Origin of the sequence: Burkholderia territorii, from assembly GCF_902833055.1 — a bacterium.
In the GTDB taxonomy this organism is placed as follows: Bacteria; Pseudomonadota; Gammaproteobacteria; order Burkholderiales; family Burkholderiaceae; genus Burkholderia; species Burkholderia territorii.
Window position 1 is genome coordinate 343,214 of sequence record NZ_CADFEJ010000003.1, and the last position, 21,967, is coordinate 365,180.

Below are 21,967 nucleotides of genomic sequence, written 5' to 3' on the forward strand. Positions count from 1 at the left end.
CGGTCGCGGTACCGTCGCGCGCGGTGTGCAGGCCATTCGGCCAGGTTGACCGGCATGCAATGTGCACTGATCATGGACGACATCGCCGCGCATGTACGCAACGCTGCCCGTCAGCCGCGCCGCATGCGAGCGGTGCCTGCGATTGCCCGCGTTCGAAGGCTCAGTACGACGAGCGGTATGGCGTGCCCTGGTCGAAGCGGCTTTGCCAATGCGCTAGGTAGCGCGACGCGAGCTGGGGATTGTTCCAGACCACGACGACATTTTCGGAATTGCGGCTCGCTGCCGACGCGCTGTAGTTGAACGAGCCCGTCTCGACATGTTCCGCATCGACCACGACATACTTGTCGTGGTGGATCGCATACGCGTCGATCGTGCGTGTCGGAATGCCTGCATTGACGAGCAGGTTCAGTGCCTGCTTGCTGCTCTTCGCGCGATTGCCCTTGTCGTCCACGACCACCGCGACATTCACGCCGCGCCGTTTCGCGGCGAGCAGCGCGCGCGTGATGGGGGGCGACGTGAACGAGTAGGCAGCCACGCGAATCGAGGTGCGCGCGGCGCCGATTGCTTTCAGCACGAGCGCCTCGGCACCGCCATCGGGCGAGAACGCGGATTCGACGACCTGCGTGGCCGGCGCCTCATGTGTCGGGGCCGGCAAGAGTTGCGCGATGAAGTCGATCGCCTGCTGCAGCAGCGATTCGTTGTGCGTCTTGCCGAAGGCGGCGAAGGGCGTGGCGAGCAGGGAGGCAGCGAGGCAGGCGGCGGCGAGGCGTTGGCGCGACAACATCTTGGACAGCGAATGAATTTGAGACAGCGGGCCGTGAGTGTAACGCACACACGGCGGCGCGGTCACGCCCGGGCGCAGCGACGCATCGTGTGACGGCCGGGTGCCGTCGACGGGATGCGGTTCATCGTGCCGGGCAGCATCTGCATCGGTCGGTGGCCATGCGGCGCAGTCATGCGCGCACGACACGCGTCCGTGCTACGCGTCAGACATCGAGCGGCCCGGCCGCCTCGCGTGCGATCCATCCGGGCCCGGGCTCCGGCTGCACGTCGTGCGCATCGAGCGGCTCGCCGCATGCCGAGCACACCGTGACCGCATGCATCAGTTGACCGCAGGTGCGATGGCGCAATTGCAGCGGCGGCCCCTGGCCGTCGTCCTTCCAGCGATCGCCCCATGTCATCAGCGCGAGCAGGGCCGGGTAGAGGTCGAGGCCTTTTTCCGTCAACCGGTATTCGAAGCGCGGCGGGCGCTCCTGATATGCGCGCTTGACCAGTACGCCTTCGTCGACGAGGCGCGCGAGCCGCTCGGCGAGTACGTGGCGCGTGAGACCCAGTTGCGTCTGGAACGCATCGAAGCGGCGGCAGCCGAGAAACGCGTTGCGCAGGATCAGCATGGTCCATCGGTCGCCGAGCACGGCAAGCGTGCGCGCGACCGAACAGTTCAGCGTGCCGATGTCATCCCATTTCATGATCGAGTCTCGTGCGGCCGTTCAGCGAAGGAGCGGGTTCGATTATAGAACTTGCCGTCGGTTGCAAAGCGCGGAACTGCGTTGACAAGCGCCGGGCGGTTGCGAATAATGAGTTCCAATTTAGAACTTACTCGCGCGGCGACGTGCTTTCAATCAGGAGACAACCCGATGAATCCGCTTTCCCTGTCCGGTCTCGACCTGCTGCGCGCGGCGGCGGCGGGCGATCTGCCGCTCGCATCGATTTGCGAAACGATCCCGATGCGGCCGCTGGGCGTCGAGCTCGGCTACGTAAAGATGGCCGCGCGTGCGGACGGCCGGCACCTGAATCCACTCGGCGGCGTCCATGGCGGGTTCGCCGCGACGGTGCTCGATTCGATCACGGGCTGCGCGGTGCACTCGATGCTCGACGCGGGCGTCGGTTACGGCACGGTCGACCTGCACGTGAAGATGCTGCGCCCCGTGCCGCGTGACGTCGATCTGATCGCGGAGGGGCGCGTGATTCACCTGTCGCGTTCGCTCGGCGTCGCCGAGGGCACGCTGAAGACGCCGGACGACAAGATCGTCGCGCACGCATCGGCGACCTGCTTCATTCAGCGGCCGCAGTAACGCAGCGGTGTCGTCGTTCGCCGGCCCGGCCGCCCGCGATCGTGCGCGAGCCGTACGGGCGTTGGCCGGCTGCACGGCGAAGGGCGCCTGTAAGCGAACGCGCCGGCTGTCTGAAGCGCTCGCTTCAATGTGATAGCGTTTCTGCTTTCCACTGACGCGACAGGAACAGCATGGAATACCGCACACTCGGCGATTCGGGCATCGAGGTCAGCCTGATCGGTCTCGGCACGATGACGTGGGGCGAGCAGAATTCTGAACGCGACGCCCACGAGCAGATCGATTACGCGCTCGGGCAGGGCGTAACGCTGATCGATACCGCGGAGATGTACCCGGTGCCGCCCAAGCCCGATACGCAGGGGCGCACGGAGCAGTACATCGGCACCTGGCTCGCGCAGCATCGTGGCCAGCGCGACCGGATCGTGCTCGCAACGAAGATCGCGGGCCCGGCCCGGCAGCCGCACAATCCGCGCCATATTCGCGGCGAAGGCAATCAGTTCGACCGCAAGAACCTCACCGAGGCGCTCGACGGCAGCCTCAAGCGCCTGCAGACCGATTATGTCGACCTGTACCAGCTGCACTGGCCCGATCGCAGCACAACGACGTTCGGTCGTCCCGCGTATCCGTGGGTCGACGATGCATATACGGTGCCGATCGAGGAAACGCTGGGCGTGCTCGCGGAATTCGTGAAGGCCGGCAAGGTCCGTGCGATCGGCGTGTCGAACGAAACGCCGTGGGGCGTCGCGCAATTCCTGCGGGCGGCCGAGAAGCTCGGCTTGCCGCGCATCGCCAGCATCCAGAATCCGTACAGCCTGCTTAATCGCACGTTCGAGAACGGCCTGTCGGAGTTCACGCATCGCGACGGCGTCGGGCTGCTCGCTTATTCGCCGCTCGCGTTCGGCTGGCTGTCCGGCAAGTACGAGAACGGCGCACGGCCGGCCGGCGCGCGCATCACGCTGTTCGAGCGCTTTCAGCGCTACAGCAAGCCGCAGGCCGTCGAGGCGACGTCGCGCTACGTCGCGCTCGCGAAACGGCACGGGCTGTCGCCCGCGCAGCTCGCGCTCGCGTTCGTCAACAGCCGGCCGTTCGTGCGCAGCAACCTGGTCGGCGCGACGTCGCTCGCGCAGCTGAAGGAGAACATCGGCAGCATCGACGTGACGCTGTCCGATGAGGTCCTCGCCGAGATCGACGCGCTGCACGAACTGCAGCCGAACCCGGCGCCGTAAACGGCAAGCGGCCCGCGCGGCGAGGTGCCGCGACCGGCCGCATTCGACGCGCAGGGGCGCGCCGCGGTTTCGTCGGCGCGCGCTCAGCGCATCCCGAGCCGCGTGCGCGCGGCCAGCAATGCGCCGAGACTCAGCACCGCGCAACCCATCAGGTACAGCGCCGGCGACAGTCGGTTGCCGGTCGCGCTGATCAGCCACGTGATCACGAACGGCGCGAAGCCGCCGAACAGCGTGACGCCCGTGTTGTAGCTGACGGCGAGGCCGGTCGCGCGGGTTTGCGACGGAAACAGTTCGGCCATCAACGCCGGCAGCGCGCCGCAGTACGTCGCCTTCAGCAGCCCGATCCAGATCAGCGCGGCGAGCATCGTCGCAAACGACGCGTGATGCGAGAGCCACGCGAACGTCGGCCAGACGGTGGCGAGCATCAGCACGGCCGCCGCCGCCATCACGCGGATTCGCCCGGTGCGATCGGAGAGATGGCCGATGAGCGGCGTGACGAGCGTCAGCACGAAGCCGGTCGCAAGCGTCGCCGCGAAGCCCGTCGATGCCGGCAGCCCGAGCTGCTTGATCGCATAGGTCGGCATGTACAGCACCATGTAGTTGATCGCGGTCGAGATCACGAGCACGCCGATCGACAGCAGCACGCGCATCTTCTGGTCCGCGAACAGCTCGCGCACGGGCGCTTCGGAGCGCGCCTGCGTCTTGAACTCGATCCCCTCGTCGACGTAGCGGCGGATGTAGAGCCCGACCGGGCCGATCGCGAGCCCGAACAGGAACGGCACGCGCCATCCCCAGCTTTCGAGTTGCGCGACGCTCAGCGTCGACGTCAGCAGCGCACCGAAGCCCGATGCGAGCAGCGTCGCGAGGCCCTGGCTCGCGAACTGCCAGCTCGACATGAAGCCGCGTCGCTGCGGTGCATGCTCGACGAGAAACGCGGTCGAGCTCGCGAATTCGCCGCCGGCGGAAAAGCCCTGCATCAGCCGCGACAGCATGATCCCGAGCGGCGCGAGGATGCCGATCGATGCGTAGGTCGGCATCAGCGCGATCAGCAGCGTGCCGGCCATCATCATCCCGATCGACAGCAGCAGCGACGCCTTGCGGCCCGCACGATCCGCGTAGGCGCCGAGCACGAAGCCGCCGATCGGCCGGATCAGGTAGGACAGCCCGAACGTGCCGAGCGTGAGCAGCAGCGACGTCGCCTCGCTCGTCGCGGGGAAGAACAGCTTGGCGATCGTCACCGCGAAGAAGCCGTAGACGATCAGGTCGAACCATTCGAGCGCATTGCCGATCGACGCGGCGAAGATGATGCGCCGGATCTTCGCGGCGCTGGGTCGCGCGGCGTCCTGCGAGGTGAGGGTGGTCGTATTCATCGTGTGAGCAGTCCCGGGAAAGGGGCGAAGCGCGTTACAGGGCGGCACCGGCCGCGACGGCTGCCGGATGGCGAACGGTTGGTGCGGCCTCGCCGAGATCCCAGAAGAGGCCGGCCATCATCTGCAGTCCCTCGCGCACGACGCTCGCGAGCAGGTGCTCGTCGGGCGCGTGCTGCGAGCACGCCGGATACGAGTGCGGCACCCACAGCGTCGGCAGCCCCAGCGTATCGGCGAACACTTCGTTGGGCAGCGTGCCGCCGAGGTTCGGCAGGATCGCGGGCTGCTTGCCGGTGGTGCGCGCGAGCGACGCGACAGCCCAGCGGACCCACGGATCGTCCGGCGGCAGGCGCGTCGCCGGCGCGCCGCGTTCGACGTCGATCTCGATGTCGGCGAAGCCGTGCGCATCGAGATGCGCGCGCAGGTGCGCATGCAGCGCCTCCCAGTCGGTGCCGACCACGAAGCGCAACTGGCAGTGCGCGTAGGCGACGGGCGGGATCGCATTGACCGGATGTTCGGGATTGCCGGCCTTGAACGCGAGGATCTCGAGCGTGTTCCAGCCGAACACGCGCTCGGCGGCGGACAGGCCGGGCTCGCCCCAGTCGGCGTCGATCGCCGGATCGCCGGGCCCGCCGCCGACGGACAGGCCGGCGAGCGCGGCGCGCACGGCGGCCGGGATCGGCGGCGGGCGCAGCCCGGCGACGCGAATCGCGCCGCGCGCGTCGACGAGGCTCGCGAGCGCGTTCGCGAGCACGGTCGCCGGGTTGCGCAGCAGGCCGCCCCAGTTACCGGAGTGATGGCCGCCGTCGCGTGCGCGCAGGCCGAGCTTGAAGTTGACGGAGCCGCGCGAGCCGAGGAACACGGTCGGACGTTCGGCGGTGAGGCGCGGCCCGTCGGACGCGATCAGCACGTCGGCCGCGAGTGCGTCGCGTTCCTGGCGGCATAGTGCGTCGAGGCCCGGCGACCCCGTTTCCTCGCCCATCTCGATCAGCAGTTTCGCGTTGAACCCGAGCCGGCCGCCGCGCGCATCGAGCACGCTCGCCAGCGCGCTCAGGTTGATCGTGTGCTGGCCCTTGTTGTCGGCACTGCCGCGGCCGTACCAGCGATCGCCGTCGACGGTCAGCGTCCACGGCGACAGCGGCGCGCGCCACTGCGCGTCGTAGCCGCGCACGACGTCGCCGTGGCCATAGACGAGCACGGTCGGCAGCGCGTCGTCCTCATGGCGCGACGCGAGCAGGAACGGGCCGCCGCCGTCGACCGGGTTGTCGACGATCCGCGACGTGAAACCCAGGCGCGCGGCCTCCGGCGCGATCTCGTCGGTCAGGTAGGCACGCAGCGCGGCGCTTGCACCGCTGTCCTGGCTTTCGGTGCGCAGGGCAATGCGGCGGCTCAGGGTGGTGAAGAACGCGCCGGATTCGAACTGGTTCAACGCATGCTGGATGGCGGCGGTACGGCTCAAGACGTGTCTCCTGTATCGATTCTGCGGCGAGCGCGGCGCGCACGACCGAGAGTGCGATCGATTCTAGGAAGCCGTTTTTTTTGTCACAATGATCGAATTTCGAACATTTCTTTGCTGAAAAGGCAAAGCAGAGCGGCCTGAACGCGGGCCCGGGGACACAACGATGGCGGCTTTCCTGCATGGTCTCGCGCTGCGGTATTTCGTCGAAGTGGCGCGCACCGGGTCGATCAGCGACGCATCCACGCGGCTGCACGTGGCCGTCTCGGCGATCAGCCGGCAGATTGCGAAGCTCGAGAGCGAGCTGGGCGCGCCGCTGTTCGAGCGTCGGCCGCGAGGGATGGCATTGTCGGAGGCCGGCCAACGGCTGCTGGGCTTCGCGCAGCGCAGCCTGCTGGAGGCCGAGCACGTGATGAAGGAGATCGGCGGGCTGGAGGCGCTGCACGGCAGCCTGTTGAAGATCGCCTGCTCGGAGGGATTCGCGATCGATTTTCTGCCGGGCGCGCTCGCAAGCTTCAAGGCGCGCCATCCGGGCGTCGACTTCTCGGTGTGGGTCGTGTCGCCGGCGGAGGCCACGCGGCGTGTGCGCGACGGCGATGCAGACATCGGGCTGACGTTCAGCCTGGCGCCGGAGCAGGGCGTGCGCGTCGAACACACGGAGCGTGCGCCGGTCTTCGCGCTCGTGCGCCGCGACCATCCGCTCGCGGCGTGCGACTCGGTGTCGCTCGCCGATGTCGCACGGCATCCGCATGTACTGCCCGAGGCCGGCACGACGGTGCGCCAGCTGATCGACATCGCGTGCGTGCTCGACGGGCTCATGCTCGAGCCGGAGCTGACCAGCAACAACACCGCGGTGATGTACCGCTACGCGCAGCGTACCGGCGCGGTGATGTTTACGGGACTGCTGTCGGTGCGGGATCGTTTCGACGCGGACGGCTTCGTCGTCGTGCCCGTCACGAATGCCCAGTTGCGCGAGCGCAGCATCCAGGTACAGACCATGGCGGGGCGCGACCTGCCGACGTCGGTGCGCGCGTTTCGCGACCATCTGATCGACGCGATGAGCAGCGTGTCGCCCCCGCCGGTTGCCAAGCGCGGCCCGAGACGGCCGGGCATGAGATAATTGCCAATCCGCCTTCCGTGCCCGTGCGGCTCGCCGAGCCGCATCGCCCCTGTTCGACGCCAAATTGAAGAACCTGATTGTCACCCTCGATCGCGCCGGCGAGTTCGACGAGATCATCGACGTGCGTACGCCGCTCGAGTTCGCCGAGGACCATATTCCCGGCGCGCTGAACGCGCCCGTGCTCAGCAACGAGGAGCGCGTCATCGTCGGCACGATGTACCGCCAGGTGTCGCCGTACGAAGCGACGCGCGTCGGCGCCGCAATGGTCGCGCGCAACATCGCGCGCCATCTCGACACCACGTTCGCCGACCGTCCGCGCAACTGGCGGCCGCTGATCTATTGTTGGCGCGGCGGCAAGCGCTCCGGGTCGATGACCACCTGGTTCAACCTGATCGGCTGGCAGGCCCGGCAGCTCGACGGCGGCTACAAGGCGTATCGCCGCTCGGTATGCGCGACGCTCGACACGTTGCCCACGCGCTTTCGCTACATCGCGCTCGTCGGCCATACGGGCTGCGGCAAGACGCGGCTCCTGAACGCGCTGCGCGACGAAGGCGCGCAGACGCTCGATCTCGAGGCGCTGGCCTGCCATCGCGGTTCGCTGCTCGGCGCATTGCCGGGCGTGCCGCAACCCACGCAGAAGGCGTTCGATTCGGGTCTCGTCAAGGCGCTCGAACGTTTCGACCCCGCATTGCCGGTATTCGTCGAATCGGAGAGCCGCAAGATCGGCCTCATCCAGTTGCCCCTCGCGTTGCTGGACGCGTTCCGCGCGGGGCCATGGGTCCAGGTCGAGGCGGAGCGCGACGAACGCATCGCGTTCCTGCTCGACGACTACGCGCACCTGTTCGACGAGCCGGCGGCGTTCAAGGCGCAACTCGATCGGCTGATCGGCCTGCACAGCCGCGAAGAAGTCGCGCGCTGGCATGCATTGATCGACGCGAATGCACGTGCCGAACTGTTCCGCACGCTGATCGACAAGCATTACGATCCTGCCTACGCACGCACCTATCGTTCGTCGTACGACAAGCCGAACCGCGCGCTGACGTTCGCGTTCCGGCCGAATGCCGTCGACGGGCGTCAGCAGGCGCGCGCGCTGCTCGATGCGCTGGCGCGCGCGGGGCTGCCGGCGACGCACGGCACCGGCGCGGCTGCGGGATCCGACACCGACAAAAACCAATCGACCCACACACGATGACGACCACACGCACTCAACCCAATCCGGCGCTCGGCTGGATGACCTTCCTGCTGATCGCAGTCGCGGGACTGTTCTACGTGAAATGGTTCCCGTACTACAACAAGGCGTTCGTTGCCGCCGAGCATCATTCGATCGGCCAGTCGATCCTGATGGGCACGTCGGCGAGCGCGCCGGAGCCGTCGCTGAAGGCGGCGCTCGACTATGCATGGGCATACGGCAAGGCGATCTGGCAGGCCATGGTGCTCGGCCTGCTGCTCGGTTCGGCCGTGCAGGCGCTGCTGCCGGCGCACTGGGTTGCACGCACGCTGGGTCGCACGGGCTTCGGCAGTGTCGCCGCGGGCGGCCTGCTGTCGCTGCCCGGCATGATGTGCACGTGCTGTGCGGCGCCGGTCGTCGCGGGCCTGCGCGCGCGGCATGCGTCGCCGGGCGGCGCGGTCGCGTTCTGGCTCGGCAACACGGTCCTGAATCCGGCCGCGCTGGTGTTCATGGGCTTCGTGCTCGGCTGGCACTGGAGCGCGCTGCGGCTCGTGCTCGGCGTCGCGATGGTATTCGGGGGCGGCTATCTGCTGAACCGTATCGCGCGCCCCGAGGACCGCAGCATCGACGACGCGCAACTCGCCGCGCTGGTGGCGGAGCAGGCTGCCGCGGGCAATCCGTTCGTCCGCTGGATGAAGCTGCTTGCACGCATGGCCGTGCGGCTCGTGCCCGAATACATCGTGCTCGTGCTGCTGCTCGGCGCGGCGCGCGCATGGCTGTTCCCGCATATCGGCCCGGACATCGGCAATCATCTCGGCTGGATCGTCGCGTTCGCCGTCGCGGGCACGCTGTTCGTGATCCCGACAGCCGGCGAGGTGCCGATCATCCAGGCGATGCTGTCGCTCGGCATGGGCGTCGGCCCGGCCGCCGCGCTGTTGATGACGCTGCCGCCGATCAGCGTGCCGTCGCTCGCGATGCTCGCGCGTTCGTTCAAGCCTTACATGCTTGCGATCGTCACGGGCCTTGTCATCGTGTTCGGGATCGTGAGCGGGCTGCTCGCGATCGCATTCGGGTTCTGACGGACACGCGGGCGGCACGGCGATCGCGCGGGACGGCCGGACAGGCGCGACACGCGCGGCCCGGTCGGGCGCGAGCCAGGACATGCCCGGCTGCCCGCGTCCGAGCCTGCGCGATGGCCGCCGTGCCGCGCGCCGGCCGGTCCCGCCGCGCGACCGTCGTATTCATCCGGCGCCGCAGCTTCAAGCGTGCGGTGCCCTTTACAAGAAGCAAACAGGAAAACGCATGACCCAACCGAAGATTCATCCTCGACTCGAAAAGGCGCTGACGCGCGGCGATCTCGCGATCCGCCAGGCCAATTCCGCGCGGGCGACTGCCGTGCTGAACGCACTCGGCACGATGATCATCGAAGCTTCCGCCACGATCGGCGTCGAGGCCAGCATCGACATCCCGCAGGGCGACCGCATTTACGATCCGGTGAACGGCCTGTGGCCGCAGAAGATGCTGGTGTCGTTCGACGGTCCGGTCGACGAGGCCGACGCGGAAGAGCTGCGCGCGGTCTATCTCGTCGCCGACGATCCGGGTACGCAGTTCCGCGTCGAATGGCATCGCGCCGACGGCAAGCTCGGCCGGCACGAAGGCGGCCCGCTGGCGACCGTCGCGTTCCTGACCGACGTCGAGATTCCGTGGAGCGACGACGACGAGTAACGTCGTCGCCGTTTCATCGCAGCATCGAGCCGGCGCAGTGCGCGCCGGCCGTCAGCGCATCATCCGCCGCCGGAACAGCCACGCGGAAACCACGAATCCGCCGACTGCATAGCCGGCGAGCACCGCGAGATGCATGCCGACGTCCGTCGCCGGCCGGCCGAGCATCGCGGGGCGGATCAGTTCGACCGCGTTCGCGAGCGGCAATACGTGTGCCGCGTGTTGCGCGACCGGAGGCAATTGCGTGATCGGGAAAAACACGCCCGACAGCAGCAGCATCGGCGTCAGCACGAGCGTCTGATAGAACATGAAAAAATCGTAGGACGGCGCGAGCGCGGTAACGATCATCGCCGTGCTCGCGAACGCGAGGCCGGCGAGTGCGATCACCGGCAGCGCCGCGAGCATCGACGGAAACCGTGCATACCCGAGCAGGCCCGCGACGAGCATGATCGCGACGCCGGACAGCAGCGCCTTGCTCGCGCCCCAGACAATCTCCCCGAGCACGATGTCGCCCAGCGCGAGCGGCGTGTGCATGATCGCTTCCCAGGTGCGCTGCACGTGCATTCGCGAAAAGCCCGAATACATCGATTCGAAGCTCGCGGACATCATCACGCTCGAACCGACCGTGCCGGCCGCGAGGAACGCGATGTACGACACGCCGTCGACGTGGCCCAGCATCAGGCCGAGCCCGAACCCCAGGCCGAACAGGTAGATCATCGGATCGGCGAGATTGCCGAACAGCGAGGCGAGCGCGAGCTTGCGCCACACGAGGTAGTTGCGTCGCCACACGGCAATCCAGTTGGTGGCATTCGCGGGCAGCGCGATCGCGAAGCGCGACTCGCGCGGCGGTGCGGACGGCGCGGCGGCGGAATAGTTGCGTACGTCCATGATCGATCAGTCCTGCATGTCGCGGCCCGTGAGCCGCAGGAACACGTCTTCCAGATTGGCCGGGCGATGCAGATAGCGCAATCCCGTGCGACCCTTGAGCCGCGCACTGAGCGGCTCGGGATCGGTCACGTAGCAGAACAGCGTCTCGCCGCTGATCTCGGTGTGCTTCGCGAACGGCGCGAGCTCGTCGCGCAGCGCGACCGGGTCCGGCCCGTAGATCTCGATCACGTCGCAACCGATTTCCGATTCGATCAGCGCGTGCGGCGCGCCTTCGGCGATCTTCCGGCCTTCCTCGATCACGCACAGCCGGTCGCACAGGCGCTCGGCTTCTTCCATGAAGTGCGTGGTGATGAGGATCGTCTTGCCGCGCGCGAGCAGCGATCGCAACCGCTCCCACATCAGGTGCCGCGCCTGCGGATCGAGGCCTGTCGTCGGCTCGTCGAGCACCAGCACGTCGGGATCGTTGACGAGTGCGCGCGCGAGCGTCAGACGGCGCTTCATGCCGCCCGAGAGTTCGCCGACCTTCGCGTCAGCCCTGTTTTCCAGCTTCGCGAATTCGAGCAGCGGTTGCACGAGCGCGCGTGCGGTGTGTGCCGACATCCCGAAATAGCGGCTGAACACGAGCAGGTTCTCGCGCACGGTGAAATCGGGATCGAGATTGTCGAACTGCGGGACGACGCCGACGCGCTGGCGCGCATGCCGCGCGCGTGACGGAACCGGCTCGCCGCAGAGTGAAATGGCGCCGGCGTCGGGATACGCGAGGCCGAGCAGCATCTTCAGCGTCGTGGTCTTGCCGGCGCCATTCGGCCCGAGCAGGCCATAGCATTCGCCGGCCTGTACGTGGAAGGACAGGTCGTTGACGACGAGCTTGTCGCCATAGCGCTTTTCGACGTTCCGGAAATCGATCGGTGCAACGGACATGGGCAGGTTGTCGTTGTAAGCGGACGCGGACGCGTTTCGCGGCCGGTCGGGCGGCCATACAGCCCGGCGAACGGATCGGATGAATGCGTGTCACATGGGCATGACGGGGGCGAACGCGCGCCGACGGCACGAACGGGCCATTCTAGTGCATCGCCTGCGTCTCTTCAGCGCGTATGTGCTCCGCATGGTGCATGCGTGCGCGGATCGTGCACCGCATCATCGCCGACGCGCGCGGCGTGGCGAATCAGCGTTTTCCATCCCTTGCGTCCTGAATTGCGGCGCACCATGATGAGTGCATAGGGTACGTAGTCGCGACAGGGAGGTTTCATGGCTAGCTACAACAAGATTCTGCTGTGCTACGACGGCACGCTCGAAGGACGCAAGGCATTGCGGTGTGGTGCCAATCTCGCGCTGGACCTGAAGGCGGAAACGCATTTGTTGTCGGTCGTCGACATGCGCTCGAGCATCGCGCAAAGCGCCGGGTTGCTGACCGACGTCGCGTGCGGCCGTTTCGAGGAAACCGCGCGCGAGATCCTGCAGGAAGGCGTGAACTGGCTGCGCGAGCGCGGCGTTCAGGCCGAAGGCCATTTCGCATTCGGCTATCCGATCGACGAAATCGCGAATCTCGCGACGGAGCTGAAAGCCGACCTCGTCGTCGTCGGCCATCGGTGCCGCAGCGGACTGTCGAGATGGTGGATGGGCTCGGGCAACACACAGCTGCTCGATCGCGTGAACTGCAGCATTCTCGTCGCATGTTCGTCGGCGGAAGAGCAAAAGGCCCAGATCGCACGCGAACGCGAAGCGGCCACCGCGAGCGGCAAGTAACGCAACGATCGTGTAACCGGCCGGATCGTATCGCGATTCGCGCCGGTCATGCGCCGTGCCGCTGGCGACATGTGCGCCGATCACGGCTGCTCACGCGTGCAGGTCGATCGCGGACAGCTTCCACGAGAACAGGCCGAAGCGATGGAAGATCGCTGCATAGCGCGTGCCGTCCGCGTTGCGCTGGTAGGTCACGACAAATTCATCGATATTCCGGTAGCCAGCGCTCGTTTGCTGCGGATGGCCGGCCCCGCCGGGGTTCGCAGCTGCGGGTGCGGTAGCGGGTACAGACGCGGCCGAGGCGGCCACATTGCTGGCGGGCACCGGAACACTCGCCGGATTGGCAGGCGATGTGCCCGGCGCGTTGCCAGTCGCAGCGCCGGACGGCGGGCTCGACCATTCAGGCGGCCGTTCTCCCGGATTGCCGCGCGGGGGAATGCCACTCATCAGCGCCGCGACGCCTTCCGGTGTCGCATAGGCATCGACCAGCGGGCCGATCAATGCAGATCCGATCAGCGCGCCAATCACCGCGAACGGATTGTCTTTCTTTAAAGCGTCGATCCGGCGCATCAGCTCTTCCGTGACCTGCTGCTTCAGGCTGATACGCAGCGACGGAAAATCGACATATTCGCTGACCGCTTGCGCATCGCGCGCGTCGATTGCCGATTTCAGGCGACCAAGCGCGACGTACGGCGATGCGTATGCATAGCCGATCGCCGTCAGGACGGCGACGGCCAGCACGACGATCAGCAAGGGCTTGAGCCGCCACGCACGGCCCGAAGATCCAGTCACGGTGCCTCCGGTACGGACAGGTTCCGCAATCAGAGACCGCCGTGCGTGGCCGATCGTTCCTCCGCGATGCAACGATCGATCATTCGGCACACGGCATCGATCGTCCCGACCATGATCAGGCGCGAGCGACCGTGATACACGCGCACGGGCGCACGACGTGCCGGTTCCGCGTGATTCAGGCCGGCGTTCAGCGACACCCGCGCGAATGCGGGCAGCGCCGACGGCAGCAACGACGCCTGCCGTTCAACTGCGACTTCTTGGCTCACCACGGGCGCCGCCGCGGACAGCGGCGCGCAGGGCGTGCGGCCGCGCAGGTGACGCAGGCGGCCGAATTGACGGAAAGGCAGCAGACGGGAAAGGCGTTCCATGATGTTCTCCTCAGAGAGACCGATTGTCAGAGTTCGCCCGAGCGGATCAGCCCGACGGCGATGCCTTCCAGCGCGAAATCCGCGCTGCCGGCCTTGACGAAGATGTTTTCGTAATCCGGGTTCTCCGCGATCAGCTCGAGGCCGCCGGGCCGGCGCTTCAGGCGCTTGACCGTGACGTCGTCGCCGAGGCGCGCGACGATGATCTGGCCGTCCTTCGCTTCCGTGCGCTTCTGCACGGCGAGGAGGTCGCCGTCGAGAATGCCGGCGTCGCGCATCGACAGGCCGCGCACCTTCAGCAGGTAATCGGGCTTGCTGGTGAACAGCGCGGGATCGCACGCGTAATGCTGCGAGATGTGCTCCTGCGCAAGGATCGGGCTACCGGCCGCCACGCGGCCGACGAGCGGCAGCGACAGTTGCATCAGGCCGGCGTGCGGCAGCGTGAACTGGTGCGGAGCGTCGTCGATGCCGAGCAGGCGGATGCCGCGCGACGCGCCGGCGGCCAGCTCGATCACGCCCTTGCGCGCCAGCGCACGAAGGTGTTCCTCGGCCGCGTTCGGCGAGCTGAAACCCAGCTCTGCAGCGATCTCGGCGCGCGTGGGCGGAAAACCGGAGCGCTCGATCGCGCGGCGGATCAAGTCGAACACTTGCTGCTGACGGGCGGTGAGTTTGGTCATGGCTGAACTGTATGGATAGACAGTGAGCTGTATTTTTATACAGTACTTCGCGAATTTCAAGTGTTACTTGAGGTTCGACGCGATCGCGTCGATTCCGGCGCGATTTCGCGACGCCCGAACGCCGGATCGTCCGCCGCAACCGTCCGTCCAGTATGCGTTAGCACTTTTGAGTATTAAAAAATGAAGAACGATTATTTTTAATCATGTAACCCGTTCGATAGACTGGCCCGACATCGCAATACCGACAACACTGGAGAACCAAGGATGGTGAAGCGCAATACGGGGCTGGTGGGCGGAGCGGGCCGCCTGATCGCAACACTCGCGCTGGGCGCGGCGGCGGCGCTGGGCGTCGTGACGCATGCCCAGGCCGATACGACGTTCCTGAACGTGTCCTACGACCCGACGCGCGAGTTGTACCAGGACTTCAACCAGGCGTTCGGCAAGGAGTGGAAGGCGAAGACGGGCGAGACGGTCAACTTCAAGCAGTCGCACGGCGGCTCGGGCGCCCAGGCGCGCTCGGTGCTCGACGGCCTGCAGGCCGACGTCGTGACGCTCGCGCTTGCCTACGACATCGACGCGCTCGCCAACAAGGGCCTCGTCGACAAGGACTGGCAGAAGCGCCTGCCGGACAATGCGTCGCCGTACACGTCGACGATCGTGTTCCTGGTGCGCAAGGGCAACCCGAAAGGAATCAAGGACTGGGACGATCTGACGAAGCCAGGCATCTCGATCGTCACGCCGAACCCGAAGACCTCGGGCGGCGCGCGCTGGAACTACCTCGCCGCGTGGGCCTATGCCGTCCACAAGCCGGGCGGCAGCGAGCAGAGCGCGAAGGATTTCGTGACGAAGCTCTACAAGAATGCCGGCGTGCTCGATTCGGGCGCGCGCGGTGCGACGACGAGCTTCGTGCAGCGCGGGCTCGGCGACGTGCTGATCGCGTGGGAGAACGAGGCATTCCTGTCGATCAAGGAATTCGGCACCGACAAGTTCGAGATCGTCGTGCCGTCGGTGAGCATCCTGGCCGAGCCGCCCGTCGCGGTGGTCGACAAGGTGGTCGACAAGAAGGGCACGCGCAAGCTGGCCGAGGCCTACCTGAATTTCCTGTACAGCCCGCAGGGCCAGGAAATCGCGGCGCGCAACTATTACCGCCCGCGTTCGAAGAACGTGCCGGCGGAGCTGACGAAGCAGTTCCCGAAGCTGAAGCTGTACACGGTCGACGACACGTTCGGCGGCTGGACGAAGGCGCAGAAGACGCATTTTGCGGACGGCGGCGTGTTCGATTCGATCTACAAGCCGCAATAACGCCACGCAGCAAGCCATAACGACAGCGGCGCGCCACGAGAGCGCGCCGCATCCCCGACGGCCCGCCGGCGCGATTCCCGCGTCGGCGTTTGCGTCGGACCCATGAGCAGCAACGACCCAGCAAGAGCATCCGATGACGACGTACACCTTTCGCAAGCCGAGCGCGCTGCCCGGCTTCGGCGTGACGCTCGGCATCACGGTGGCCTATTTGAGCCTCGTGGTGCTGATTCCGCTCGCCGCCACGTTCCTGAAGACCGCGACGCTGTCGTGGGACCAGTTCGTCACTGCCGTCACGTCGCCGCGCGTGCTCGCGTCGTACCGGCTGACGTTTTCCGCCGCGCTCGGCGGCGCATTGATCAACGCCGTATTCGGCTTTCTCGTCGCGTGGGTGCTGGTGCGCTACACGTTCCCGTTCAAGCGCCTGGTCGATGCGATCGTCGACCTGCCGTTCGCGCTGCCGACCTCGGTCGCGGGCATCTCGCTTGCCGCCGTCTATGCGGCCAACGGCTGGGTCGGCCAGTATCTCGCGCCGTTCGGCATCAAGATCGCGTTTACGCCGGTCGGCGTGCTGGTGGCGCTGACCTTCATCGGGCTGCCGTTCGTCGTGCGCACCGTGCAGCCGGTGCTCGAGGATTTCGAGCGCGAGCAGGAAGAGGCCGCCGCATGCCTCGGCGCATCGCGCTGGCTGACCTTCCGCCGCGTCGTGCTGCCGGCCGTGCTGCCGGCGCTGCTCACCGGCTTCGCGCTCGCGTTCGCACGCGCGCTCGGTGAGTACGGTTCGGTCATCTTCATCGCCGGCAACGTGCCGATGAAATCCGAGATCACGTCGCTGCTGATCATCACGAAGCTCGAGCAGTACGACTATGCGGGCGCGACCGCGCTGGCCGTCGTGATGCTGGTCGTGTCGTTCGTGATGCTGCTGTTGATCAATACGCTGCAATGGTATCTGCAGCGCCGCACGAGCAAGGGGGCGAGCGGCCCCGCGCCGGCGACCGGCACCGTTGCCGCAGCAGCAGGAGGCCAGCAATGACCCGCAAGTCCGGTGCCGTACTGAACGACCCGTCCGTCGCGCGCGTGCGCGCGGCGAAGCGGCTCGACCCCGTCGGCGAGCCGCGCGCCGTGCGCTGGCTGCTGATCGGCGTCGCGCTGGCGTTCCTGGCGTTCTTCCTCGTCGTGCCGCTCGCCGCGGTGTTCTTCGAGGCGCTGCGCAAGGGCGTCGGCTTCTATGTCGAATCGCTCGCCGATCCCGACGCGTGGTCGGCGATCAAGCTGACGCTGACCGTCGCCGTGATCGCGGTGCCGTTGAACCTCGTGTTCGGCGTGTGCGCGTCGTGGGCGATCGCGAAGTTCGAATTCCGCGGCAAGGCGTTGCTGACCACGCTGATCGACTTGCCGTTCTCCGTGTCGCCGGTGATCTCCGGCCTCGTCTACGTGCTGCTGTTCGGCGCGCAAGGCTGGCTCGGCCCGTGGCTGCAGGATCACGACGTGCAGATCATTTTCGCGGTGCCGGGCATCGTGCTCGCGACGATCTTCGTCACGTTCCCGTTCGTCGCGCGCGAGCTGATTCCGCTGATGCAGGCGCAAGGCACCGACGAGGAAGAGGCCGCGCGCGTGCTCGGTGCATCGGGCTGGCAGATCTTCCGGCGCGTGACGCTGCCGAACGTGAAGTGGGGCCTGCTGTACGGCGTGATCCTGTGCAATGCGCGCGCGATGGGCGAGTTCGGTGCGGTGTCGGTCGTGTCCGGCCATATTCGCGGCGTGACCGACACGATGCCGCTGCACGTCGAGATCCTGTACAACGAATACAACTTCGCGGCGGCGTTCGCGGTGGCGTCGGTGCTCGCGCTGCTCGCGCTCGTCACGCTCGCGCTGAAGCTGCTCGCCGAGCGTCATCTCGCCGCCGAACTGGCCGGCGCACGCGATGACGTTCCCGCTCATGCCGGCCCTGTCGCGGCCGTTTCGTCGAAATCGTAAAGAGGCAACCAGAATGGGTATCACCGTCCGTCATCTTCAGAAGCGCTTCGGCGATTTCACCGCCCTCGACGATGTGTCGCTCGACTTTCCGGCGGGCGAACTCGTCGCACTGCTCGGGCCGTCGGGCTGCGGCAAGACCACGCTGCTGCGCGTGATCGCGGGCCTCGAGCACGCGGACGCCGGCCAGGTCGTGCTGCAGGGGCTCGACGTCGCGTCGGTCGGCGCGCGCGATCGCCAGGTCGGCTTCGTGTTCCAGCATTACGCGCTGTTCCGCCACATGACCGTGTTCGAGAACGTCGCGTTCGGGCTGCGCGTGAAGCCGCGTCGCGAACGGCCGTCGGAAACCGTGATCCGCGACAAGGTGCACGAGCTGCTGAAGCTCGTGCAGCTCGACTGGCTCGCGCAGCGTTACCCGTCCGAGCTGTCGGGCGGCCAGCGCCAGCGGATCGCGCTGGCCCGCGCGCTCGCGGTCGAGCCGAAGGTACTGCTGCTCGACGAGCCGTTCGGCGCGCTCGACGCGAAGGTGCGCAAGGAACTGCGCGGCTGGTTGCGGCGCCTGCACGACGACCTTCACATCTCGACGATCTTCGTCACGCACGACCAGGAAGAAGCGCTGGAAGTGGCCGACCGGATCGTCGTGCTGAACCGCGGCCACGTGGAGCAGGTGGGCAGCCCGCAGGACGTCTACGATCATCCGGAAAGCGCGTTCGTCTACGAGTTTCTCGGCGCGGCGAACCGGCTGCCGGGCACGGTTGCCGGGCGCGGCTTCGTCGCCGAGGGTGCGGCCGCGCCGATCGCCGTCGACGCCGATTTCGCGGGGCCCGCGAATGCCTATGTGCGCCCGCACGACCTGCAGCTGTGGCCGGCCGGCGACGGCCATCGCGACGGCATCGCGGTCGACGTGCGCCGTGTGATCCCGCTCGGCGGCTCGGTGCGCGTCGAGCTCGAGGCGCGCACGGGCGGTGCACTCGAAGCGGAACTCGATCGCGACGCGTGGCGCGCGCTCGCGCTGCAGGTCGGCGACGGCGCAACCGCCGTGCCGCGCGCGGTGCGCGTATTTCCCGCACACTGACGCCCGAACCCGTCAAAGAGAAGAGGGCGGATACCGCTCCGGATCGACATTCGAACAACGACAGCCCAAGAGGCATACCCATGAACTTTCAGCAATTGCGTTTCGTGCGCGAAGCCGTGCGCCAGAACATGAACCTGACGGAAGTCGCGAACGTGCTGTACACGTCGCAGTCAGGCGTGTCGAAGCAGATCAAGGATCTCGAGGATGAACTGGGCGTGGACATCTTCATCCGTCGCGGCAAGCGGCTCACCGGGCTCACCGAGCCCGGCAAGGCCGTGCACCAGCTGATCGAGCGGATGCTGCTCGACGCGGAAAACCTGCGCCGGGTCGCGCGCCAGTTCGCGGACCAGGACAGCGGCCACCTCGTCGTCGCGACGACGCACACGCAGGCGCGCTACGCGCTGCCGAAGGTGATCCGCCAGTTCACCGAGGTGTTCCCGAAGGTGCATCTCGCGCTGCGGCAGGGCAGCCCGCAGCAGATCGCGCAGATGATCCTGAACGGCGAAGCCGATCTGGGCATCTCGACCGAGGCGCTCGACCGCTACCCCGACATCGTCACGTTCCCGTGCTATTCGTGGCACCACACGGTCGTCGTGCCGAAGGGCCATCCGCTCGTCGGCCGCGAGAACCTGACGCTCGACGAAATCGCCGAGTACCCGATCATCACGTACGACCAGGACTTCACGGGCCGCTCGCACATCGACCAGGCATTCGCGCAGGCCGGCGCGGTGCCCGATGTCGTGCTGACCGCGATCGACGCCGACGTGATCAAGACCTACGTCGAGCTCGGCATGGGGATTGGCGTCGTCGCGGCGATGGCCTTCGATCCGCAGCGCGACACCGGGCTCGTCGCGCTCGACACGCAGCACCTGTTCGAGGCGAGCACGACGCGTGTCGGCTTGCGCAAGGGCGCGTTCCTGCGCGCGTATGCATACCGGCTGATCGAGATGTTCGCGCCGCATCTGAACGAAACCGAAATCGCGTCGCAACTGCGCGAAGTGGCCTGACGGTTACGCGCGTGCTGCACACGCCGCGTGCGGTCCGGGCAAGCGCCCGGCGCGCGCGGCGTTTCTTTTGCCGCTCGAGCGACGGCGGATCGCATACCCGCGCCGCGCCCGATCCGCATGCATCGACGCTCATGGAATACGCACGTGAAACGCTGCATTCCGTTCATCTCATGCAAGTCATGGCGCCAAGGATATGATTTAATGCGCGCGGACGCGAGAAGGGCCGGGCCGGACTTTCTTGCGCGACGCGGGACGGAACCGGCGGCCGCATGCCCGAGGCCGGCGCTGCCGCGATCGCCGTCCGCCATTCGACGATGCACGAACAAGAGGTGAACAATGAATCTCAAATGGTTTCTTTTTTCGTTCGAAGGCCGGATCGGTCGCATGCCGTGGTGGATTTACGCGGTGGTGTCCGGCGTGATCAGCGCGATCTTCGATGCGGGCAGCCGCGGTTCGTCGAACGACGATCTGCCGCTGTCGGTCGTGCTGCTGTTCGTTGCGATCGCCGTCGTCGCGTTCTGGTCGACACTTGCCGTCGGCGTGAAGCGGCTGCACGACATCGACAAGTCGGGGTGGTGGATGCTGCTGATGTGCGTGCCGATCGTCGGTGCGCTCGCGTTGCTCGTGATGAACGGCTTCATCGCCGGCACGCCGCATGCGAACCGCTTCGGCGCGCCGCCGTCGAACGATCGCGACGAGCCCGCGCAACAGGATCGGGCCTGACGCACGAGGTGTTGCCTTCGCGCGTCGCGATGCGCTCCGAATAAACCCTTAAATATTGATCAGACGGGTTGCGCGTCGCCGCGAAACGGTACAGCATAGCCCTCACTCCGCCGGCGTCCCCGCCGGCGGTGGCGCGTCGACGACAGCACGCGCCAGGCAGTCGGCCGTCTGCCTCGCTTCCATTCCGTGGTACCGACAAGCAGCATCGATGGCCAATGCCCGGGTAGTGTGGCGCAAACGTTTGCTCACATTAAAACAACAGTCCGGCCCGTCGGGCCAGTCGCCAGGAGATGTGTATGAATGTCCGCTTTCGCCGTCGCTTCCTGACCGCCGCGCTTGCCGCCGTCGCGGTCGCTGCCGCACCGGTCGTCCATGCCCAATCGGCGGGCAAGCCGAAAGTCGCGCTCGTGATGAAGTCGCTCGCCAACGAGTTCTTCCTGACGATGGAAAACGGCGCGAAGGAATACCAGAAGCACAACGCCGGTCAGTTCGACCTGATCACGAACGGCATCAAGGACGAGACCGACACCGCGAACCAGATCCGCATCGTCGAGCAGATGATCGTGTCGAAGGTCGATGCGATCGTGCTCGCGCCGGCCGATTCGAAGGCGCTCGTGCCGGTCGTGAAGAAGGCGGTCGACGCGGGCATCATCGTCGTGAACATCGACAACCGGCTCGATCCCGACGTGCTGAAGTCGAAGAACCTGAACGTGCCGTTCGTCGGCCCCGACAACCGCAAGGGCGCGCGCAAGATCGGCGATTACCTCGCGAAGCGGCTGAAGGCGGGCGACCAGGTCGGCATCATCGAAGGCGTGTCGACGACGACCAATGCGCAGCAGCGCACGGCCGGCTTCCAGGATGCGATGAAGGCGGGCGGGATGAAGGTCGTGTCGGTACAGTCGGGCGAGTGGGAGATCGACAAGGGCAACGCGGTCGCGTCCGCGATGCTCAACGAGTACCCGAACCTGCGCGCGCTGCTGTGCGGCAACGACAACATGGCGATCGGCGCCGTGTCGGCCGTGCGGGCGGCGGGCAAGCAGGGCAAGGTGCTCGTGGTCGGCTACGACAACATCAACGCGATCAAGCCGATGCTGAAGGACGGCCGCGTCGTCGCGACCGCCGACCAGTACGCGGCGAAGCAGGCCGTGTTCGGCATCGACACGGCGCTCAAGGCGATCGCCGAGCATCGCAAGCAGGCCGACATGACCGGCGTGGTCGAGACGCCGGTGGATCTCGTGACGAAGTAACGCCGCTCCGCCACGGCCGCCGCGCTCAAGAATCGGGGACAGCGGC

The 21,967-nt window shown here is 66.9% G+C and carries 23 protein-coding genes; 14 read left to right on the top strand and 9 right to left on the bottom strand.

Annotated features, from left to right (window positions below; all coding sequences use genetic code 11):
• Nucleotides 1-160 precede the first annotated feature (160 nt).
• The gene (locus tag HW466_RS08865; RefSeq protein WP_059501924.1) at nucleotides 161-784 is read right to left on the bottom strand and encodes a phospholipase D family nuclease; all 624 of its coding nucleotides are present in this window, start codon (nucleotides 782-784) and stop codon (nucleotides 161-163) included.
• 202 nt (nucleotides 785-986) lie between these two features.
• Nucleotides 987-1,469, bottom strand: a complete 483-nt coding sequence (locus HW466_RS08870) for a winged helix-turn-helix transcriptional regulator (RefSeq protein WP_059544576.1) — start codon at nucleotides 1,467-1,469, stop codon at nucleotides 987-989.
• Nucleotides 1,470-1,637: 168 nt separating this feature from the next.
• Between HW466_RS08870 and HW466_RS08875 the strand changes: the two genes are divergently transcribed.
• Nucleotides 1,638-2,075: a PaaI family thioesterase gene (locus HW466_RS08875; protein WP_059848694.1), complete on the top strand. Its 438-nt coding sequence runs from the start codon at nucleotides 1,638-1,640 to the stop codon at nucleotides 2,073-2,075.
• Between the two features lie 170 nt (nucleotides 2,076-2,245).
• Complete coding sequence (locus tag HW466_RS08880) at nucleotides 2,246-3,298, top strand: NADP(H)-dependent aldo-keto reductase (RefSeq protein ID WP_059790716.1); 1,053 nt, start codon at nucleotides 2,246-2,248, stop codon at nucleotides 3,296-3,298.
• An 83-nt stretch (nucleotides 3,299-3,381) separates the two neighbouring features.
• On the opposite strand, the gene HW466_RS08885 is transcribed toward HW466_RS08880, so the two are convergent.
• Together HW466_RS08885 and HW466_RS08890 are read right to left on the bottom strand one after the other, a co-directional pair.
• On the bottom strand, nucleotides 3,382-4,668 hold the full coding sequence (locus HW466_RS08885; protein WP_151006969.1) for an MFS transporter: 1,287 nt from the start codon (nucleotides 4,666-4,668) through the stop codon (nucleotides 3,382-3,384).
• Between the two features lie 34 nt (nucleotides 4,669-4,702).
• Nucleotides 4,703-6,124 carry a M20 family metallopeptidase gene (locus HW466_RS08890; protein ID WP_174905434.1) on the bottom strand — a complete coding sequence of 474 codons (1,422 nt, stop codon included), beginning with the start codon at nucleotides 6,122-6,124 and terminating at the stop codon, nucleotides 4,703-4,705.
• A 163-nt stretch (nucleotides 6,125-6,287) separates the two neighbouring features.
• On the opposite strand from HW466_RS08890, the gene HW466_RS08895 reads away from it, so the two are divergent.
• The 4 genes from HW466_RS08895 to HW466_RS08910 all read left to right on the top strand — a co-directional run bounded on the left by HW466_RS08895 (nucleotide 6,288) and on the right by HW466_RS08910 (nucleotide 10,134).
• Nucleotides 6,288-7,241, top strand: coding sequence for a LysR family transcriptional regulator (locus tag HW466_RS08895; RefSeq protein ID WP_059501936.1), 954 nt, complete (start codon nucleotides 6,288-6,290; stop codon nucleotides 7,239-7,241).
• A gap of 64 nt (nucleotides 7,242-7,305) precedes the next feature.
• Nucleotides 7,306-8,433, top strand: a complete 1,128-nt coding sequence (gene mnmH / locus HW466_RS08900) for a tRNA 2-selenouridine(34) synthase MnmH (RefSeq protein ID WP_059501939.1) — start codon at nucleotides 7,306-7,308, stop codon at nucleotides 8,431-8,433.
• Nucleotides 8,430-9,488, top strand: coding sequence for a permease (locus HW466_RS08905; protein WP_059790710.1), 1,059 nt, complete (start codon nucleotides 8,430-8,432; stop codon nucleotides 9,486-9,488). Before mnmH ends, HW466_RS08905 begins: the two co-directional genes overlap by 4 nt.
• Before the next feature lie 223 nt (nucleotides 9,489-9,711).
• Nucleotides 9,712-10,134, top strand: coding sequence for a hypothetical protein (locus HW466_RS08910; protein ID WP_059449632.1), 423 nt, complete (start codon nucleotides 9,712-9,714; stop codon nucleotides 10,132-10,134).
• A gap of 51 nt (nucleotides 10,135-10,185) precedes the next feature.
• Here HW466_RS08910 and HW466_RS08915 read toward each other — a convergent pair whose 3' ends face one another.
• Nucleotides 10,186-11,019: an ABC transporter permease gene (locus tag HW466_RS08915; protein WP_151005268.1), complete on the bottom strand. Its 834-nt coding sequence runs from the start codon at nucleotides 11,017-11,019 to the stop codon at nucleotides 10,186-10,188.
• Nucleotides 11,020-11,025: 6 nt separating this feature from the next.
• Nucleotides 11,026-11,940 carry a nodulation factor ABC transporter ATP-binding protein NodI gene (gene nodI, locus HW466_RS08920; protein WP_239005789.1) on the bottom strand — a complete coding sequence of 305 codons (915 nt, stop codon included), beginning with the start codon at nucleotides 11,938-11,940 and terminating at the stop codon, nucleotides 11,026-11,028.
• 327 nt (nucleotides 11,941-12,267) lie between these two features.
• Here nodI and HW466_RS08925 point away from each other — a divergent pair, with 327 nt between their 5' ends.
• Nucleotides 12,268-12,765, top strand: coding sequence for a universal stress protein (locus tag HW466_RS08925; protein ID WP_151005264.1), 498 nt, complete (start codon nucleotides 12,268-12,270; stop codon nucleotides 12,763-12,765).
• A gap of 90 nt (nucleotides 12,766-12,855) precedes the next feature.
• On the opposite strand, the gene HW466_RS08930 is transcribed toward HW466_RS08925, so the two are convergent.
• The 3 genes from HW466_RS08930 to lexA are packed head-to-tail and all read right to left on the bottom strand — an operon-like array spanning nucleotide 12,856 to nucleotide 14,596.
• On the bottom strand, nucleotides 12,856-13,554 hold the full coding sequence (locus HW466_RS08930) for a DUF2939 domain-containing protein (protein WP_059951890.1): 699 nt from the start codon (nucleotides 13,552-13,554) through the stop codon (nucleotides 12,856-12,858).
• A 29-nt stretch (nucleotides 13,555-13,583) separates the two neighbouring features.
• Nucleotides 13,584-13,922, bottom strand: coding sequence for a hypothetical protein (locus HW466_RS08935; RefSeq protein WP_040144136.1), 339 nt, complete (start codon nucleotides 13,920-13,922; stop codon nucleotides 13,584-13,586).
• Nucleotides 13,923-13,948: 26 nt separating this feature from the next.
• Nucleotides 13,949-14,596, bottom strand: a complete 648-nt coding sequence (gene lexA, locus HW466_RS08940; protein ID WP_059449636.1) for a transcriptional repressor LexA — start codon at nucleotides 14,594-14,596, stop codon at nucleotides 13,949-13,951.
• 264 nt (nucleotides 14,597-14,860) lie between these two features.
• On the opposite strand from lexA, the gene HW466_RS08945 reads away from it, so the two are divergent.
• From HW466_RS08945 to HW466_RS08975, 7 genes are all read left to right on the top strand, one after another.
• A complete protein-coding gene (locus HW466_RS08945) occupies nucleotides 14,861-15,898 on the top strand; it encodes a sulfate ABC transporter substrate-binding protein (protein ID WP_059501946.1) in 1,038 nt (345 codons plus the stop codon).
• A gap of 133 nt (nucleotides 15,899-16,031) precedes the next feature.
• Nucleotides 16,032-16,928, top strand: coding sequence for a sulfate ABC transporter permease subunit CysT (gene cysT / locus HW466_RS08950; RefSeq protein WP_059501947.1), 897 nt, complete (start codon nucleotides 16,032-16,034; stop codon nucleotides 16,926-16,928).
• Nucleotides 16,925-17,872 carry a sulfate ABC transporter permease subunit CysW gene (gene cysW / locus HW466_RS08955; protein WP_059501949.1) on the top strand — a complete coding sequence of 316 codons (948 nt, stop codon included), beginning with the start codon at nucleotides 16,925-16,927 and terminating at the stop codon, nucleotides 17,870-17,872. The genes cysT and cysW overlap by 4 nt, the downstream gene beginning before the upstream one ends.
• A gap of 13 nt (nucleotides 17,873-17,885) precedes the next feature.
• Nucleotides 17,886-18,944 (top strand): sulfate/molybdate ABC transporter ATP-binding protein, encoded by a 1,059-nt coding sequence (locus tag HW466_RS08960; RefSeq protein ID WP_174905433.1) that lies wholly within the window; start codon nucleotides 17,886-17,888, stop codon nucleotides 18,942-18,944.
• A gap of 80 nt (nucleotides 18,945-19,024) precedes the next feature.
• Nucleotides 19,025-19,951, top strand: coding sequence for a CysB family HTH-type transcriptional regulator (locus tag HW466_RS08965; protein WP_059449641.1), 927 nt, complete (start codon nucleotides 19,025-19,027; stop codon nucleotides 19,949-19,951).
• 336 nt (nucleotides 19,952-20,287) lie between these two features.
• Nucleotides 20,288-20,674, top strand: a complete 387-nt coding sequence (locus tag HW466_RS08970) for a DUF805 domain-containing protein (protein ID WP_151005854.1) — start codon at nucleotides 20,288-20,290, stop codon at nucleotides 20,672-20,674.
• A gap of 296 nt (nucleotides 20,675-20,970) precedes the next feature.
• The gene (locus HW466_RS08975) at nucleotides 20,971-21,921 is read left to right on the top strand and encodes a sugar ABC transporter substrate-binding protein (RefSeq protein ID WP_059449643.1); all 951 of its coding nucleotides are present in this window, start codon (nucleotides 20,971-20,973) and stop codon (nucleotides 21,919-21,921) included.
• The last annotated feature ends 46 nt before the right edge of the window (nucleotides 21,922-21,967 follow it).